This window comes from Burkholderia sp. WSM2230, from assembly GCF_000472445.1.
In the GTDB taxonomy this organism is placed as follows: domain Bacteria; phylum Pseudomonadota; class Gammaproteobacteria; order Burkholderiales; family Burkholderiaceae; genus Paraburkholderia.
On sequence record NZ_AXAJ01000007.1, the window covers coordinates 193722 to 210035 of the forward strand.

13 protein-coding genes and 1 pseudogene are annotated in these 16314 nt (G+C 64.1%); 11 read left to right on the top strand and 3 right to left on the bottom strand.

Features of this window, described 5'->3' with window-relative positions; translation table 11 throughout:
• Position 1: 1 nt before the first annotated feature.
• Positions 2–982, bottom strand: a complete 981-nt coding sequence (locus A3AC_RS0116045) for a chromate resistance protein ChrB domain-containing protein (protein ID WP_025600053.1) — start codon at positions 980–982, stop codon at positions 2–4.
• A 133-nt stretch (positions 983–1115) separates the two neighbouring features.
• Between A3AC_RS0116045 and A3AC_RS30020 the strand changes: the two are divergent.
• The 4 genes and pseudogenes from A3AC_RS30020 to A3AC_RS0116075 form a co-directional block, all read left to right on the top strand.
• Positions 1116–1441, top strand: a pseudogene (locus A3AC_RS30020) (FAD-dependent monooxygenase); the annotation flags it as partial.
• A gap of 352 nt (positions 1442–1793) precedes the next feature.
• Positions 1794–2438, top strand: coding sequence for a DUF1326 domain-containing protein (locus A3AC_RS0116060; protein ID WP_025600056.1), 645 nt, complete (start codon positions 1794–1796; stop codon positions 2436–2438).
• Positions 2435–3226, top strand: coding sequence for a DUF2182 domain-containing protein (locus tag A3AC_RS0116065; protein WP_025600058.1), 792 nt, complete (start codon positions 2435–2437; stop codon positions 3224–3226). Before A3AC_RS0116060 ends, A3AC_RS0116065 begins: the two co-directional genes overlap by 4 nt.
• 297 nt (positions 3227–3523) lie before the next feature.
• Complete coding sequence (locus tag A3AC_RS0116075) at positions 3524–4861, top strand: MFS transporter (RefSeq protein WP_025600060.1); 1338 nt, start codon at positions 3524–3526, stop codon at positions 4859–4861.
• A gap of 75 nt (positions 4862–4936) precedes the next feature.
• Here the strand turns inward: A3AC_RS0116075 and ald are convergent, their stop codons facing one another.
• Positions 4937–6055 (bottom strand): alanine dehydrogenase, encoded by a 1119-nt coding sequence (gene ald / locus A3AC_RS0116080; protein WP_025600062.1) that lies wholly within the window; start codon positions 6053–6055, stop codon positions 4937–4939.
• A gap of 456 nt (positions 6056–6511) precedes the next feature.
• Entirely contained in the window at positions 6512–8983 is a 2472-nt protein-coding gene (locus A3AC_RS0116090; protein WP_025600063.1) for a two-partner secretion domain-containing protein, read from the bottom strand.
• Between the two features lie 324 nt (positions 8984–9307).
• Between A3AC_RS0116090 and A3AC_RS0116095 the strand changes: the two genes are divergently transcribed.
• The 7 genes from A3AC_RS0116095 to A3AC_RS0116135 all read left to right on the top strand — a co-directional run bounded on the left by A3AC_RS0116095 (position 9308) and on the right by A3AC_RS0116135 (position 16182).
• Positions 9308–9628 carry a YXWGXW repeat-containing protein gene (locus A3AC_RS0116095; protein WP_025600064.1) on the top strand — a complete coding sequence of 107 codons (321 nt, stop codon included), beginning with the start codon at positions 9308–9310 and terminating at the stop codon, positions 9626–9628.
• Positions 9629–9839: 211 nt separating this feature from the next.
• A complete protein-coding gene (locus A3AC_RS0116105) occupies positions 9840–10433 on the top strand; it encodes an RNA polymerase sigma factor (protein WP_084515475.1) in 594 nt (197 codons plus the stop codon).
• The gene (locus tag A3AC_RS0116110) at positions 10430–10846 is read left to right on the top strand and encodes a hypothetical protein (RefSeq protein WP_025600069.1); all 417 of its coding nucleotides are present in this window, start codon (positions 10430–10432) and stop codon (positions 10844–10846) included. The genes A3AC_RS0116105 and A3AC_RS0116110 overlap by 4 nt, the downstream gene beginning before the upstream one ends.
• Positions 10843–11370: a periplasmic heavy metal sensor gene (locus A3AC_RS0116115; RefSeq protein WP_025600070.1), complete on the top strand. Its 528-nt coding sequence runs from the start codon at positions 10843–10845 to the stop codon at positions 11368–11370. The genes A3AC_RS0116110 and A3AC_RS0116115 overlap by 4 nt, the downstream gene beginning before the upstream one ends.
• A 67-nt stretch (positions 11371–11437) precedes the next feature.
• A complete protein-coding gene (locus A3AC_RS0116120) occupies positions 11438–12955 on the top strand; it encodes a DUF1800 domain-containing protein (protein WP_025600072.1) in 1518 nt (505 codons plus the stop codon).
• Positions 12956–12960: 5 nt separating this feature from the next.
• Positions 12961–14109 (top strand): DUF1501 domain-containing protein, encoded by a 1149-nt coding sequence (locus A3AC_RS0116125; protein ID WP_025600074.1) that lies wholly within the window; start codon positions 12961–12963, stop codon positions 14107–14109.
• Positions 14110–14493: 384 nt separating this feature from the next.
• Positions 14494–16182 carry a hypothetical protein gene (locus tag A3AC_RS0116135; RefSeq protein ID WP_025600075.1) on the top strand — a complete coding sequence of 563 codons (1689 nt, stop codon included), beginning with the start codon at positions 14494–14496 and terminating at the stop codon, positions 16180–16182.
• Positions 16183–16314: the final 132 nt, after the last annotated feature.

The window sequence follows — 16314 nt, forward strand, 5'->3', positions numbered from 1 at the left end:
TTCACGAACGGCCCCCCGCGTTGCTGTTCTTCGTGGTCGCCGCGAAGTATGCGTAGATCGAATCCAGCACGCGGCTCATCTCATCGAGCAGTTGATCGTCATCCGGTGCGCGCTCGCGTGCGCCGGCCATCACTGCTTCGAAGCCGATCGCCTCGGGCACCGGTGCGCCGCCGACGTCGAGCACGTGAACCATCTCACCGAGCCGCAGCAGCGCCGGGTCTTTGTCAAGGCCGAAACTCGCGATCAATACCTCGAACGTCACGCGATCGCCAACGTGCGTAAAGGCCGCGCCGTCAAAGTCAAAGCCGAGCGCATCGGCGGGGCACGCGTCCGGCGACGTAAGCCAAAGAAAACGCGCCTGCGGATCGATGAAGCGCCGGATCAGCCATGCGCTTGCCACGCGATCGACCCAGAGACGCTGACGCGTTGCCCACCTCCGACCCTGGTACTCACCAGGCGGTAGCAGACGGATCTGGCGCTCGGCAGGGTGCGGTTCGCCGGGCGAGAGGACGGTGTCGACAAGCGCAACGAAGTCCTGCCAGGCGACCTCCGTGCGCGTGGCCGCATCGTCGGGGAAATAGTCGATCGCGACGATGGTCTCGTAGTCCTTACGCAAGCGCCGGAGCAGCCGGGCCAACTCGGCGGCGGACTGACCGGAGATCGTCTTGCGGGCATCTGCGAGCGCGCTAATGAAGCTCGCGTAGTCGTCGCTACGATCGAACAGGACGCGGAACTCCGCTTCCTGGGTTGCATCGAGGCTGGGTGCCCGCAGCAGATGGGCCGTGCCGCCGCTGTCGGCGATGGCGGTGGCCAGTTCCCGCAACATCTGCTCACGCTCTTCGGTGTAGGGCAGCAGATAGATGCCGTCGCGCAGCACTGCGCAGCCCTTCGCCTTGAGCGCGCGCCAGAAGCGCATGCGCGCCGTGGCGTTCTCCGTAGGCAGCGTCAGAACAAATAGCGACCAGGTTGAAATGTTGTTCATGTAGATGATGCTACACGCGTGTCGCGATATCTACAAGTCAGCGCTAGACCCGATCCAACGCGGCGACCGGAGCGCATCGCAGCAAGGAGTCCCCGCCGGGACGCGCGGGCCAGGCGTATAACAGTGCTTGGCAAATCCGTATGCCGTGATTCATCGTGCCGACATCCACCTGTCGATTCTCCAAGCTGTGAAGAATCATCCGTTGATCCAGTTCCGCACCAACACGCGGGTCTGCGAGCTCAACCAGAATGCCGGCGGTGTGACTGTCATCGATGAAATGGCGAACGGTACAACGGGGATGCTGTGGTCGGTTGCGATGGCGTGAAATCAGAAATACGCAAGGCATTGATCGGCGACGAGCATCGCGTGACCGGGCATGTCGTGTATCGCGCCGTCGTTGATGTCGAAAACATGCCGAAGGATTTGCAGATCAATGCACCTGTGGTGTGGGCCGGCCCCACCGGGAAACGTCGGGGTGTGAATCGCCACTCATGAATACGCCGGTCATCGAACTAGCAACATCGCCAAGCGGGAGCGGCGACCGACTTCCCGCTGCTTGTACGCGGGCCAAGATTGCCCGAGTACGACGAATGGCGCTTCTCGACCCGGAGCTGCCTGATGACATTCAAGGTCGATGGCAGCTCCGGGGTCAGATTGCGGCCGTTCGACTGCAGGCTCCTCCGTCAAACTTCACATATGGCATCCATCGCAACGGCCCGCGCCCACTCAACTCAAGCTTTGACTTCCCTTTTGCCTCACATACACTAAATTCGAACCACGCTACCCGTCGTGGGGCACACGGAGGACAACCATGACTCCCTGGGAAATCCAAGGCACGGAACTGGTCAACTGCAATTGCTCATACGGTTGCCCCTGCCAATTCAATGCGCTGCCGAACAACGGCTTCTGTGAAGCGATGGGCGCCATCTCGATCAGCAATGGTTACTACGGCGACGTGCGGCTAGACGACCTCAACATCGCGGTCGTGTTTCAGTGGCCCGGGCCGATCCACGAGGGTAAGGGCAAGTGCCAGCCGATCGTCGATGAACGGGCCAGCCCGGAGCAACGGGAAGCCATTCTGAAAATCATGACGGGGCAGGATACCGAGCCGTTCGCCACAATGTTCTCCGTCTTTGCTTCGACGCTCGAGCATGCATTCGATCCGATCTTCACGAAGATCGACTTCGATGTCGATGTCGATGCCAGACACGGCCGGATTCATGTTGAGGGCGTATTCGACATCGTCGGTGAACCGATCCGCAATCCGGTGACGGGCGACGAGCACCGCGTCCGGATCGATCTGCCCCACGGGTTCGAATACGAACTTGCCGAGATCGGCTCCGGCACCAGCCACTCGCAGGGAAACATCGCACTGGACCTCAAGGGGACTTATGCGCAGTTCGCGCGACTGCACCTGAATAACAAAGGACCAATCCGGCATCGCGCTGCCGCATGAACAGCGTCGAAGATTTCCTGGGACGTGAGCGCGCGATCACCGTGCTCGGCATCGTCGCCGTCGTCGCATTGTCGTGGGCCTACTTGTGGACAGGCGCTGGAATCGGTATGTCCGCGCTCGACATGACAGCCCTCGCGCTGTTCCCTCATCAACTGGCAGACGGCGGTGGGGGGATGGATCCGTCGCTGCCGACCGTAGTCCTGATGTGGTGGGTGATGATGATCGCAATGATGACGCCCAGCGCGGCGCCACTGGTGCTGTTATATCGACGCGTATTGCGGCACCACGCCGCGATCGAGGCCAGGTCGGCCGTCCCGTCGTTGTTTCTCTTGGCCGGTTACCTGACCGCATGGCTGGCATTCTCAATATGCGCGGCATCGCTGCAAAAAGTGCTGCAACCCACCGGCCTCATTTCGGGAATGATGTTGTGGTCGAAGAGCGCGCCTCTTTCCGCGATCGTTTTGGCCGCGGCGGGTGTCTATCAGTTCTCGCCGCTCAAGCGCGCCTGCCTGACGCAGTGCCGTTCACCAGTCAATTTCCTCACCAGGCACTGGCGTCCTGGCGTCACAGGCAGCTTCCTGCTCGGGATGCGCCATGGAATTTACTGCGTGGGTTGCTGTTGGCTGCTAATGGCATTGTTGTTCGTCGGCGGCATCATGAATCTCGTCTGGATCGCCGCGCTGGCGCTAATTGTTTTCATGGAGAAGATCCTGCCCGGCGGTGAGCACGTCGGCCGGGTTCTCGGCGTCGTGCTGATCGCCTGGGCAGGCCTCACCCTGCTGGTGTGATCCGCTTCTTTTTTCATGTCCGGGTTTACAACCTCTCGGAAAATGTGAGTAAGCGGCAATCACCCGACAGTTAGCATCTGCCTCAAATAGAGGTGCAGTGTTTTTTGTGCGTCCACAGATTGTCGGCAGCACGCTGCGTTCACGAGAAAACGTCGAGCCCATGCGTCGGTCGTTCGATACTCGATCCGATATGCCCGGTATCTGCAAGATGCGACGCGCGGTGCGCAACGCGTTTGCCGCATACAATGCGTGACGAACGACGCCCGCTTTGGGCAGCCCGCTATCACGCATCTATTGATGAAACCTTCCGAAACTCCTGCTCACGAACGGCACGCACCGTCCGACATGCCTACGTCGCTGCAACAAGATCGCGACTTCGCGCGGGGCATCGCGAATGCGCACGCGAAGCCGGCCACGCCGCACGATTCGCGCGCTCGCAGTATCGCGCTCGCCGCGAGCCTCGCGTTGATCGCCTTTTCGTTGCGCACGCCGATCACCAGCGTCGGTCCAATACTGGTCGAAGCGGTGCGTGCCACCAACCTCTCGCGCACCGGCGCAAGCATCCTGACGACATTGCCGTCGCTATGCTTCGGTCTGTTCGGCCCGCTTGCGCCGATGCTTGCACGGCGCCTCGGCAGCGAGCGCGCGTTGCTGGCGCTGCTCGTGCTGCTGACTGCCGGCACTGCGCTGCGGATCGTTCCGGCATGGCAGGTGTTGTATGTCGGCCAGATCGTGGCCTGTTTTGCGATCGGCTTGATGAACGTGCTCCTGCCTGGCGTGGTAAAGCGCGACTTCCCGCAGCACGTCGCGCTGATGACGGGGATCTACAGCGCCGCGATGTGTGCGGGCGCCGCCGCGGCCGCGGCCGCCACCGTGCCGGCCGCCAATGCGCTCGCGCATGTTCCCGGCGGCCCGAGCGGCAACGCGTGGGCGTGGGCACTCGCGCTATGGGCGTTGCCGGTCGGTCTGGCTACGCTGGTGTGGGGCGTGCGTCTGCCGTCGAAGAGCATTCACGCCGGAAAACGCGTGCACGTGGTTCGCGGTTTGTGGCGCGATCCGCTGGCCTGGAAGGTCACGCTGTTCATGGGATCGCAGTCGTCGCTGGCGTATATCGTGTTCGGCTGGCTGCCGACAGTGCTTCGCACGCGCGGCATGAGCGCTGTCGACGCCGGCTTCATGCTGTCGCTGAGCGTGGTCACGCAGGCGGTGGCGTCGCTGCTGCTGCCGTTCCTGCTCGCGCGTCTGCGCGATCAGCGCGTGGTGAACGTGGGCTCGCTGCTGCTGACCGGCGTCGGGCTGATGGGCTGTTTCTTCGGGCCGCTCTCGACCATATGGATTTCGGCACTGCTTCTCGGCATGGCGCAGGGCGCGTCCTTCACGCTCGCGCTCACCGTGATCGGATTGCGTTCGTATGACTCGCACGTGGCCGCGCAGCTCTCCAGCATGGCTCAGGGAATCGGTTATCTGATTGCGTCGTGCGGACCGTTCATCGCAGGATCGCTGCTCCATGCAACCGGTTCGCTCAATAGCCTGGCTGCGCTGTGCGGTGGTGTGTGCGTCGTATCAGCATGGTTCGGTTATGCAGCGGGGCGGCCAGAGCACGTCAAGGCGCACGTCGAGGCGCAGCTCGAGTAACCGCCAGATGGGACCGCCGCGCGCGCAATGCCATATAAAAGCGCGACCGGAGATGGCCGGAGAAAACGCCGCCGCTCACATGGCCATGACGGATTCCGGCGACTCCCACGTGTAGTCGAGTGCCTCGGCCACTTCGCGGCAGGTCACCTTGCCGAACGCGATGTTAAGCCCATTGCACAGATGCGCGTCGTCCTGCAACGCCTTGCGCCAGCCTTTGTCCGCTATCTGCAGCGCGAACGGCAGGGTCGCGTTGTTCAGCGCGTAGGTCGACGTGCGCGGCACACCACCTGGCATGTTGGCGACGCAGTAGTGCACGACGTCGCCCACCATGTAAGTGGGCTCGGCGTGCGTGGTAGGTCTTGCCGTCTCGCAGCAGCCGCCTTGATCGATAGCCACGTCGACAATCGCGGCGCCGGGCTGCATTGCTTCAACCATCGCCCTGGTCACGAGTTTCGGCGCGGCCGCACCTGGAATCAGCACGCCGCCGATTACCAGATCCGCTTCGAGCACGTGCTTTTCGACATTGTCCTGATTCGAAAACACCGTCATTACGCGAGCGCCTAGCAGGCGGTCGATGCGTCGCAGCGCGTCCAGGTTCCGATCGATCACCACGACCTGTGCGCCGGTGCCTACCGCAATCTGCGCTGCGTTCGAGCCGACCACGCCTGCGCCCAGAATCACGATCTTGGCCGATGGCACGCCCGCGACGCCGCCCAGCAGAATGCCCTTGCCGCCATGTGCGCGCTCCAGACAGAATGCGCCGGCCTGGATCGACATGCGGCCCGCCACCTCGGACATGGGCGCGAGCAGGGGCAGTCCGCCGGCGGCCTGAGTGACGGTTTCATAGGCGATGCAGACCGCGTTGCTCTTCACGAGGTCGGCGCATTGCTGCGGGTCGGGCGCGAGGTGCAGATACGTGAAAAGGATCTGGCCGTCGCGAAGCATGGCGCGCTCGCCGGCTTGCGGCTCCTTCACCTTGATGATCAGCTCGGCCGTGGCGAACACGTCTTCCGAGCGCGGGGCGATTTTCGCACCGGCCTTTTCATATACTGCGTCGGATGCACCAATGCCGTTCCCGGCGCCTGTTTCGACGGTTACCGTGTGCCCGTGCGCCACCATTTCGCGGACCGACGAGGGTGTCAGTCCCACACGGTATTCGTGGTTTTTTATTTCCTTCGGAACGCCAACCTGCATGTCATCCTCCAGTTGCGGACAAACCGCCCGGCGGCATCGTTTGATGCGGTGCGGCAAGTCCGGTAAGTGCGGTACGCGCGGTAAATGCGGGCCGGGCTACGGTCGCCTGCATCGTCAGGCCAACATGTCGTGCCTGGCGCGGGGCAGGCGGCGCGGCGGCTCCGTAAATCAGCATACGCCCGATTGCCTCGCACCGCTCACTGCGAGCATGAACGCAATTAGATCGAGGGCAGAGCCGGCGAACAGTTCGTCAGCGATCATAGCGCGACGCTGTTCGCAAGCTGTGAGGTGGCCAATGGAGGGTTAGTCAACCAATTGGATGACTTTGTGCCCAAAGCCTGTGCGCCGCCGAGCCGCCCGGAGGCAGCCTATGAACACTTTGGAACTGGGCAGGACGCTGGGACGGGTAGGATGAACTGCGCTGCTGCGCGTAACGCGTTTGCAGTTTCGCTGTGCTCACTTCGCAAGCTGCCAGCGCAGTACCGGATGCGTTGCGCCCACGGGCATCGCCCAGGTGCCGGTGGAACTGAAATCGTAGGTAGGACCGAAGCTCGACGGCACGCTCATTTCCGCGGTGGTCAATCCCTTTGCTGCCGAGGTGCCGGTGCCGCTGTACACGTCGCGGGTGGCGTGGGTGGTTTGAATATCCCAGTAGACGTCGCTCGCAATCGTGCCGTTGTTGGTGCTCGCGACACCGAGCGCAGGCGGCCCGAGCGTCGGGTTGATGTTCTGGACAACGGCCCCGGTCGCAAAGGACTGCTCGATCGTGCCGCTATTTCTCTGGACCAATGCGGCGCTGCCGTCCGTGCATGAGGTGCCGTTGCCGCCGCCGCAGTAGTTCGGCTGGAAAGAGACTTGACCCGTTGCATAAGACTGCGAAATGAGTCCCGCGTTGCTGCCGGCGAGACCGCCGCCTCCGCCTGTGTGCGCCTGCGCCGCCACCGCGCCGCTCGCATACGATTGCCTGATTGTTCCCGCATTGATGCCAACAAGGCCACCTAACGTTCCTTCGGCCGACACATCCACGCTGCTGCCCGAACGCGCGATGGTGCCATAGTTGTAGCCGACGAGACCGCCGGTGCTCGACGTGTAGCTATAGCCTCCGATGTCGGAGATGGATCCGCTGGTGCGAACATAGGTGACGAGTCCGTAATTGAATCCAGCCAGCATGCCGTACGAACCATAATCTTGCGGATCACTAATCTTTCCATTCAGGTTCACATTTCGCACCACGCCGGCCGCGCCGATCACGCCGAAGAGTCCCGCGGCGCGTTGATCGGGACCGCCAGTCATCGACCCCGGCGTGACGAGCACCGTGCGGGACAGCGTGAGCCCGTTGATGGCGTGACCCATGCCGTCGAACTGCCCGGTGAACGGCATCGCGCCGTCGCCAAGCGGTGTAAATGTGAAGGCCGGCGGAAAGCCCGAGCTCGCGCTTGCATCAATGTCCCTGCCCAGTGCGTAGTTGCCGGCGAGATCGGCCGATATCTGCTGCAAGCCGTTTAGCGAATTCACCAGCTTGTAGGCCGTCGCCTGGGTCAGCAGTCCGCTGAACGGCGCAGCTGTCCACGCGCTGTTGGTGAGCACCGTCCCCGGGCTGTAGCTGCCGTTCATGTCGTAGAGCGCGCTGATAATGCCTTTGCTCGCGGACCAGTCGAGCGTGCCGTGGTTGATCACACTGCCGCCGTTGTCGATGCCCGACGCGTCCGCTCGCAACGTGAGGTTGCCGCTGCCCGAGTTCGCGAGCGTCACGCCCGGAGCAATGGACACATCATGGTAGGCCGCGAGCGACAGCGCGGCAGCGCCTTGCCAGCTCAGACCCGAGGCGACGCTCAGATCGCCGGACGCGCCGTTTGCGCCCGTCGTCGTCACATTGACGGAGGTGCCGGCCTCGAGGCTGCGGCGAAGTGCGCTGGACGCAGCGTCGTCGAGCGTGAAAGTGGGGGAGCTCAAGGTCCATTGCGACGCGAGCACGCGCGCGTCGTGCCCGAACGAAAGGTTGACCGCCTGCGTATCGACCGTGCCGCCGCTACCGTCGGCATTGAGCGCCGCAATGGTACCGTTCTGCGCGACGCTGCCTGTATCGGCGACCAGCCACACGTGGCCGTCGCGCGTCGCGGTGCCGGTTGCGCGTATGCGTGTGCCGCCGCCCGCAAGCGCATAGATGTTGCCGTCCGCGGCCTGCAGGTCGATCTGCGCAGCCCGCGAGGTCCCGACGTTCGCAATCGTGCCGTGGCTGCCGGTCTGGACGAAAAGCTGCTTGCTGCTCGATGAATCCTGCAGCAACACGTTCGCGCCGACGCCGAGTTCCGCCGTTCCGTTGGGTGCCTCGACGGTGCCGGCGTTGACCACGGCCTCGCGCGCAATCAGGAAGATGTCGCCGCCGCTCGAGCTGATTCTGCCGAGATTCACGACGCTCGCATTCGAGTCTCCTTTGAACGTCAGCGAGCCGCCGTTCATGAACGCGCAGTTGCAGACATCGAGCGTGGACGCCACGAAGCGTCCGCCGGTGCTGACGACACCTGACGGCCCTACGACGATGCCCTGTGGGTTGATCAGATACACGTCGCCCGTTGCGCTGAGTTTGCCGAGAATCGCGGAAAGCGAACCGCCCGTTACGCGATTGAGCGTCGCGCCCGAGCCGTTCTGAAACGAGACGGCATTGCCTTTGCCGATCGAAAAGCTGTTCCAGTCGATCACGCCGCGCGTCGAGCCCGGCTGCGTGACGATAAGGTTGTTGCCGCTGGAATTAATCGAGCCTTGGCCGCTGACATATTGACCGCCCTGTGGCAGCACGCCCGCAGCTATCGCAACAGAAGCCGGAATGAACCCTGCCAGCGAGAGCGCGAGCGCAATTGGGCGATGCGGCCTTGCCGCCTCTGCGTGACCGGTTCGTTGAACCCGTCGTTGTGCTAACCGAAACGACATGGATGCCTCCTCGGTGCCATCCCTTGTAGGGCGGAGCAGCGTGCGGATGCGCGTGCCTGAATCAGCTTAGCAGCGGGGTCCGCTGACACGCTGTAATAATCACAACAATTTGTGCCGTGGCGTTGTCGCGTTTTGCAGATGTCTGGGGCTTCGGTGCGCGAATCGCAGCACCGGCGGCGCGCTAGTCCATACAGTTTTATGACTTCGTCTGTCGATTGCCTGACGGTTCTCTTTCGTGAAAACCAGCGACGGATTTTCCGCGCTGCTGCGTTCAAGAGAAAACGAAGCCGCGTCGCGCTTCGGTATCGAACGGGAGAAAGCAACATGACATCGGCAAAATGGCTTCGGCTCGGCAGCTTCATGCTTGCCGCCGTAGTTTGCAGCGCCGCGGCGCTGAGCTCCGCGCCCGCGTCCGCGCAGGCGGTGATCGTCGCGCCGGTCGCGCCTCCGCCTCCGCGCGTGGAGGTGGTGCCCGCGCCGCGCGCGGGCTACGTGTGGGATCAGGGCCGCTGGCGTTGGCATCATGGCCGCTACGTGTGGGTGGCCGGCCACTGGCAGGCGGTACGGCCCGGCTATCACTGGGTGCCCGGACATTGGGTGCAGCGCGGCCCGAACTGGCGCTGGGTCGAGGGTCATTGGGCATGAAGGGCGTTGCGTAACCAGTCAGGCATCTGTCATGAAAGCACTTCTGATATTGCTGCTCGCAGCGACACTGGCCGGCTGTGTGGTGTACCCGGCGCGGCCGGTCTACTATCGTCCCGCGGTCGTCGTGTATTGAACATGACGCTCGGACTGCCGCGCGTACCGGTCTACCGTTGCGCGCGCAACGAACCTGCGAGGTTGAAGCCGACGTGAATTGCACCGCACGTGTGCCGGGGAGCACCGCGCCTTGAGCGAACGCGACCCTGACGCGGAGTTGCTCGAGCAGGTCGGCCGCCACGATGCGGCCGCCGTGCGCACGCTCGTCGCGCGCAAGCTGCCGCGTTTGCTGGCGTTTGCCACTCGCATGCTGGGCGATCGCATGGAAGCCGAAGACGTCGCGCAGGAAGTGTTCGTGCGCATCTGGAAACACGCGTCGCGTTGGCGAGAAGGCGAGGCGAAGTTCGACACGTGGATACATCGCGTCGCGCTCAATCTTTGCTATGACCGTTTGCGCGGACGTCGCGAAGAGGTTCGCGACGAGCTGCCCGAGGAAATCGATCCCGCCGCGTTGCCGGATGCGCGGCTCGAAGCGCGGTCCCGCGACGCGCACATCCGTGAAGCACTCTGCGCTTTACCCGCGCGGCAACGCGAGGCACTGGTGCTGTGCTACTACCAGGAGATGTCGAACGTCGACGCCGCGTCGTTGATGGGCATCACCGTCGATGCGCTGGAAAGTCTGCTCGCCCGCGCACGCCGCAATCTGCGCGCTCAACTGGCCGGCAGCGGCCTTAGCAAGGACAAGCCATGACGCCCGAAAGATTCCATCACATTGTAGAAGCCTATGGCGCCGATCCGCGCCGCTGGCCCAAAGAGGAGCGGGCGGCGGGGCAGGCGTGGGCACAGACGCATCGTCAGCAAGCCGACGCGTGGCTCGCGGAAGCTGCCGGACTCGACGCGTGGCTCGCGGCGGACCGGCTCGCGCCGCCGGACGCGGCGTTGCAGCAGCGCATCGTTGCGAGCGCACCCGTGCGCCGGCCTGCTTTTCAGCGACGTGCGTGGTGGTGGTCGGGCGCGGCGGTCGCGGGTGTCGGACTGCTGGGCGGCGTGGCAGGCGCTCTGGCGGTATCGTTCTTCGTGCTGACAGAAGCGGTGCCGCCCGTGCACGACTCCTATCTCACGTCGAGTTTCGGTGGATCGTCCGCCGATTGGAGCGGCGAATGAACAGCCGGACCTGGAAAATCGTGCTTGTGGTCTCACTTGTCCTCAATGTGTTTCTGCTGGGCGCGATTGCCGGCGGCGCTTACCGTTGGTATGCGGCGCGTGATGCCGCGGGGCCGCTCGGCGCACAGCAGCGGGCCTTGCGCTTCGCCGCGCAGACGCTGTCGCCGGAGCGGCAGAAGGCGTTCGCCGACAGCCTGAAAAATGGCCGCCGCGACGGACGGCAGTTTGCGCGCGAGGCACGCGAAGGGCGCCGCGAGGTGTTGAGTCTGCTCGCCGCACCGCAACTGGACCGCGCGGCGCTCGACGCGGCGTTGGCGCGCACGCGCGCGGCCGACAGCAACCTCCGCGCCAAAGTGGAAAGCAGTGTCGCGGATTTCGCCGCGACGTTGTCGCCGCAAGAGCGCGTCGAGTTCGCCGAGAGCCTGCGCTTGCGCGGACAGTGGCGTGAACCGCAGGCTAGCGCGAAAGGCGCCGGGCCGGCGAGCCCCGCGTCTTCGAATGCAGCATCGTCGAGTAAAAAATGACTAACCGTGGCGACGGATTCTGTAGCGCGCCCGCGTTCAAGCATTATCCAATGCTGAAAAGGGTGGTATGGCTGCCTCACCAACTCTGACTCCCGCTGCAATTGCGCTCAACCGTTTCGGCCTGGGCGCGCGCGCCGACGACACGCCGCCCGCCGAGCCGAAAGCGTGGCTGCTGGCGCAATTCGAGCAATATGAACCACGACCTGCCGCCTGGGCCGATCAGCCGGATTCGCTCGTGCTGTCGAGCGAACTGGAGCAGCAGCGACGACAGTTGCGTCAGCAGAGGCAACGCAATCCGGGCGACACCAGTGCGTCGTCACAAACCAATGTGCAAGGTGATTCGCAGGCAGCCTCGCCAAGCACAACGAAAAAAGATAAGGATGCCGAACGGAAGGCCATTCATGTGGAAATACGCGACAGGTATCGTTCTTCTGTGAATGCACGAGTAACGAGCGCATTGACCACGCCGGCGCCTTTCGTCGAGCGGCTGGTGCATTTCTGGGCGAACCACTTCGCGGTATCGACGGAAAAACCGGCGGTGGCCGCGCTCGCGGGTTCGTTCGAAGCCGAGGCGATTCGCCCCCACGTGCTGGGCCGATTCGAAGACATGCTGGTCGCCGTCGAGCGTCACCCGGCCATGCAGCTGTTCCTCGACCAGACGCGCTCGGTGGGCCCCGACAGCATGGCGGCGATGCGCGCGGCGGCGCGCAACCCTGAGCGCAAGCGCGGCCTCAACGAAAACCTTGCGCGCGAGATTATGGAACTGCACACGCTCGGTGTGCGCAGCGGCTATGACCAGAACGACGTCACTGAATTCGCGCGTGCGCTGACGGGCTGGAGCGTCGCGAACAACCCTATGAATACGGGCACTTCCAATATGTCCGGCACGCCGCCGGCACGGACCGCGCAAGCTGTGGCAGCGCCCGGCACGTTCGTGTTCCGCGAGGCGCTGCACGAGCCAGGCGTGCGAACGGTGATGGGCCGCCGTTACGAACAGCGAGGCGAAGAGCAGGCGCTCGCGATCCTGCATGACCTCGCCAGTGCGCCTGCGACCGCGCAACATATCGGCAGCAAGCTTGCTCGCCATTTCATCGCCGACACCCCGCCTGCGGGCACGAGCGAGAAACTGGCGAACGCGTTCCAGACGAGCGGCGGCGATCTGCCGACCGTTTACCGCGCATTGCTCGACATGCATGAAGCCTGGTCGCCCACGGCCGTGAAGTTCAAGACGCCGTGGGAGTGGGCCATTTCGTCGATGCGCGGCCTCGGCTGGCAAGACCTCGGCAATCTGCAGGCCGCGCCTCTTCTCGCGCAGCTCGGCCAGCCGGTATGGCGGCCAGGCTCGCCCGCCGGTTACGACGATGTCGCCGCAAGCTGGGCCGCGCCCGATGCATTGGTGCGCCGCGTTGAACTGGCGCAGCGCCTGGCTGCGCGAGTCGGCGACCGGCTCGATGCACGCTCGCTCGGCCAGGTGTTGCTGCCTGGATCGCTCGGCGCGCCGACCGCAGTCGCGATAGCGCGCGCCGAAAGTGCATCCACCGCGATTGCACTTTTGCTGGTCTCGCCGGATTTTCAACGGAGATGAACATCATGTCCTCACGCCGTCAATTTCTGCGCATCGCCGCGGCCGGGGCGGGCGCGATTCTCGTGTCGCCGCGCATCGCGTTCGCGAGCGTCGCCACCGAGCACCGCTTTGTATTCGTGATCCAGCGCGGCGCGGCCGATGGCCTGAATATCGTCGTGCCGTACGCGGAGCCGGCCTATGCCACGTTGCGCGGCGCGCTCGCAATCGATCCTTCGAGCGCTCACCGGCTCGACGGAAGCTTTGCGCTGCATCCCGCGCTCACGCACACGGCCGCGATGTATGCCGACCGTCAGGCGCTGTTCGTGCATGCGGTGGCATCGCCGTATCGCGACCGCTCGCATTTCGACGGACAGAACGTGCTTGAAACCGGCGGCGCGTCGCCGTATCAGGTGAAAGACGGTTGGCTCAACCGGCTGTCCGCGCTGCTGCCTGCCGCCGGCGAAACCGCAATCGCCTTCGCGCCCACTGTGCCGATGGCGCTGCGCGGCATGGCGGCGGTCACTTCGTACGCACCGTCCGCGTTGCCCCAGGCTCCCGACGATCTGCTGATGCGCGTCTCGCAACTCTATGACGAAGATGCGCAGCTGCGTCCGTTGTGGGAATCGGCGATGACGGCGCGCGGCCTCGCGGGCGACGCAGGCGCGCGTCAGGACCCCGCGAGTCTCGGCAAGCTGGCCGCGGGTTTTCTGGCACGCGACGACGGTCCGCGCATCGCGATGATCGAAACCGGCGGCTGGGACACGCACAGCGCGCAGAACACGCGCCTCGCCAATCAGTTGAAAGCGCTCGACACGATGCTTGCGGCGCTGCGCGACGGCATGGGACCGGCGTGGAGCAAAACCACGGTGCTGGTAGCGACGGAGTTCGGCAGAACCGCGGCTGCGAACGGCACGGAAGGCACCGATCACGGCACGGGCTCGGTGGCGATGGTGCTGGGCGGCGCGGTGGCAGGTGGCCGGGTGGTCGCGGATTGGCCTGGCCTCGCGCCTCGCGATCTTTACGAGGCGCGCGACCTCAAGCCGACCGCGTCGCTCGATGCGCTGATTGCCGGCGTGGCGAGTGAAGGCCTCGGTCTCGATCCGCAACGCACGGCGCGCGCGCTGTTCGGCCGGACGGCTGGCGTCAGGCCGCTGACCGGCATCGTGCGCGCGTAGCACAGCCGCCGGGCTGCGTGGCAGCTTCGGCGGCTCTTTCTTTCTCTTCCTTCCCACGTCCGCCGCTCCGCGGACCGTTCCGGCATATCCATCGTTCGCGGCAAATCTTTTTTCGCTCGAGCCCTACGCAAGCGCTCTTTTTCTGCCGACATCCAGGCATTGGTTGTAGCGCGTTAAGCACTTGAACCGCTTTGGCGGTTCATGACGCCGGCGGAAAAACTGACCGAACCCCATTATTCGTCGACGATCTCCTTATCGGCGTCCAGCGTCAATTGATAAGGACGGCGAACGAATTGAATGCCGTCTGCTTCTTCCGGACCCGCAACCCAACATCGCATTTCGCGGATTTTTGTCCGGACGTGCCCGGCTTTGGATTGTTTTGCCATGGTTAAACGACGTGAGTTTCTCGGCTTGCTGACGGCTGTCGGCGGCAGCTACGTGCTGAGCGCATGCGGCGGTGGCGGCGGTGGGGACAGCAAGGGCACGAGCGGCGGCGCGACGACCAGCGCAAACTCCAGCTCGACCGGCGCGGCCAGCGGCACAGCAGGCACTGGCACCACCGCGACGAGCGGAAACACAGGAAGCGCAACAAGCACGCAGGGCAACGCAACCTCGACCGGTTCGAACAGCAACAACGGTGCGTCGAACAACAGCACGCCTGCCTCGGCGGACGGCACGTCGATTCCGCCAGCGGCATCAATCGTCGACAATCAGGCGGCGGTCTGGGCAGTCGTTGGCGGATCGGTGTACCGGAACGGCGTGAAGGCCGGCAACACCTACAACGTGTCCTTGCTGCTGTGGTATGGCGGCATTGTCTATCACGCGGGCACCGGCGGGCAGTTCTACGGCTGGAGCGGCTCCGCGTGGTATGCGTGCGCCGATCCTCGCCTCGGCGGAACGTCTGCCGACGGCACGACGATTCCCGGCGCGTCGCAGATCATCGACAAGGTTGGCGCAGTCTGGACCGTTGCGAGCGGCGTGGTCCTTCGCAACAACGCGGCGGTCGGCGTGACGTCGAACGTGTCGTTGCTATTGTGGTACGGCGGCAAGCTCTGGTATCGCGCAACAGGCGGGCAGTTCTACGTGTGCAACGACATCGACCAATGGCTGCCGTGCGCCGATCCGCGCATCTCCGTAGCGGCGACGAGCGGCACGTTCCATGGCATCAACGGGCATTACGATTACCGCTACACGCCCGCGCAGGTCGTGTCGATCATGCAGAACATGGGCTGCTCGACGTATCGCGTGGGCGTTACCGACGACTCCACGCAGCTCGCCGCGGTACTCGCACTCGCGCAGGCGTTCCAGTCGGCAGGGCTCACGCTCTTCGTGCTGATCCAGATCGGCATGCGCGACGCCAACGGAGCGCTGCTTGCGAGCGAAGCTGCCGCGTACAGCCGGGGCCATTCATGCGGCGTGACGGTGGCTGCCGCGCTCGCGCCGTACGGCGTGGTCATGTACGAGTGCGGCAACGAACTGACTCGCGACCCCGCGATCATTCTCGACTCCACCAACGCAGGCACCAAGGCAGTCGACTTCAGCAATGCGAACTGGCCGATCATGCGCGGTCTGATGCGCGGCATGATGGACGGCGTGAAGTCGGCGCAGCCGGCGGCAAAATGCGGAATCAACTTTTGCGTGGCAGATGTCGGCGCCGCCGACGCATTGTGGGACGGCATGCAGCCGGACGGCACGAGCGGCCACCCGACCGTGCGCTGGGACATGACGACGTGGCACAACTACGAGGTCTACGGCGACATCTTCGACATCGGCTCGGACGGGTCCGGACCGGGCTTCGATCTGCCCACCTATTGCAAGGCCCGTTACGGTATGCCGTTTCTGCTCACCGAGTGGAATACAGGACCGGAAAAGACGCTGGCCTATCGCGCGGATTACATCAGCGCGCGCTATGAGAGCTACTATCAGGCGAGAAAGACCAGGAACATCCAGTCCACGATGTACTACGAGCTCGATAGCGGCGACACCACCTATGGCGTGATGATCGACGGCGTCACGGTCAATCTCACTTACAACGCATTCGTGAGCGCCGTCGCGAGCCATCCCGACAATTGAGGCTCACAGCGAACGCGCATGGTTGCGCGGCTAGCCTCTTTCATGTGCCACAGCCGACGCGCACTGGACAGAGCCCTTGACCCTGACGTAGCGTGAGGCCTTAGTCTCTAGCGCGTGTAAGGGAGGGAGGTC

Bases quoted from the DNA above. Each gene is read 5' to 3' on its own strand.
- A3AC_RS0116045 (WP_025600053.1), bottom strand. From the start codon at position 982: ATGAACAACATTTCAACCTGGTCGCTATTTGTTCTGACGCTGCCTACG.
- A3AC_RS0116060 (WP_025600056.1), top strand. From the start codon at position 1,794: ATGACTCCCTGGGAAATCCAAGGCACGGAACTGGTCAACTGCAATTGC.
- A3AC_RS0116065 (WP_025600058.1), top strand. From the start codon at position 2,435: ATGAACAGCGTCGAAGATTTCCTGGGACGTGAGCGCGCGATCACCGTG.
- A3AC_RS0116075 (WP_025600060.1), top strand. From the start codon at position 3,524: ATGAAACCTTCCGAAACTCCTGCTCACGAACGGCACGCACCGTCCGAC.
- ald (WP_025600062.1), bottom strand. From the start codon at position 6,055: ATGCAGGTTGGCGTTCCGAAGGAAATAAAAAACCACGAATACCGTGTG.
- A3AC_RS0116090 (WP_025600063.1), bottom strand. From the start codon at position 8,983: ATGTCGTTTCGGTTAGCACAACGACGGGTTCAACGAACCGGTCACGCA.
- A3AC_RS0116095 (WP_025600064.1), top strand. From the start codon at position 9,308: ATGACATCGGCAAAATGGCTTCGGCTCGGCAGCTTCATGCTTGCCGCC.
- A3AC_RS0116110 (WP_025600069.1), top strand. From the start codon at position 10,430: ATGACGCCCGAAAGATTCCATCACATTGTAGAAGCCTATGGCGCCGAT.
- A3AC_RS0116115 (WP_025600070.1), top strand. From the start codon at position 10,843: ATGAACAGCCGGACCTGGAAAATCGTGCTTGTGGTCTCACTTGTCCTC.
- A3AC_RS0116120 (WP_025600072.1), top strand. From the start codon at position 11,438: ATGGCTGCCTCACCAACTCTGACTCCCGCTGCAATTGCGCTCAACCGT.
- A3AC_RS0116125 (WP_025600074.1), top strand. From the start codon at position 12,961: ATGTCCTCACGCCGTCAATTTCTGCGCATCGCCGCGGCCGGGGCGGGC.
- A3AC_RS0116135 (WP_025600075.1), top strand. From the start codon at position 14,494: ATGGTTAAACGACGTGAGTTTCTCGGCTTGCTGACGGCTGTCGGCGGC.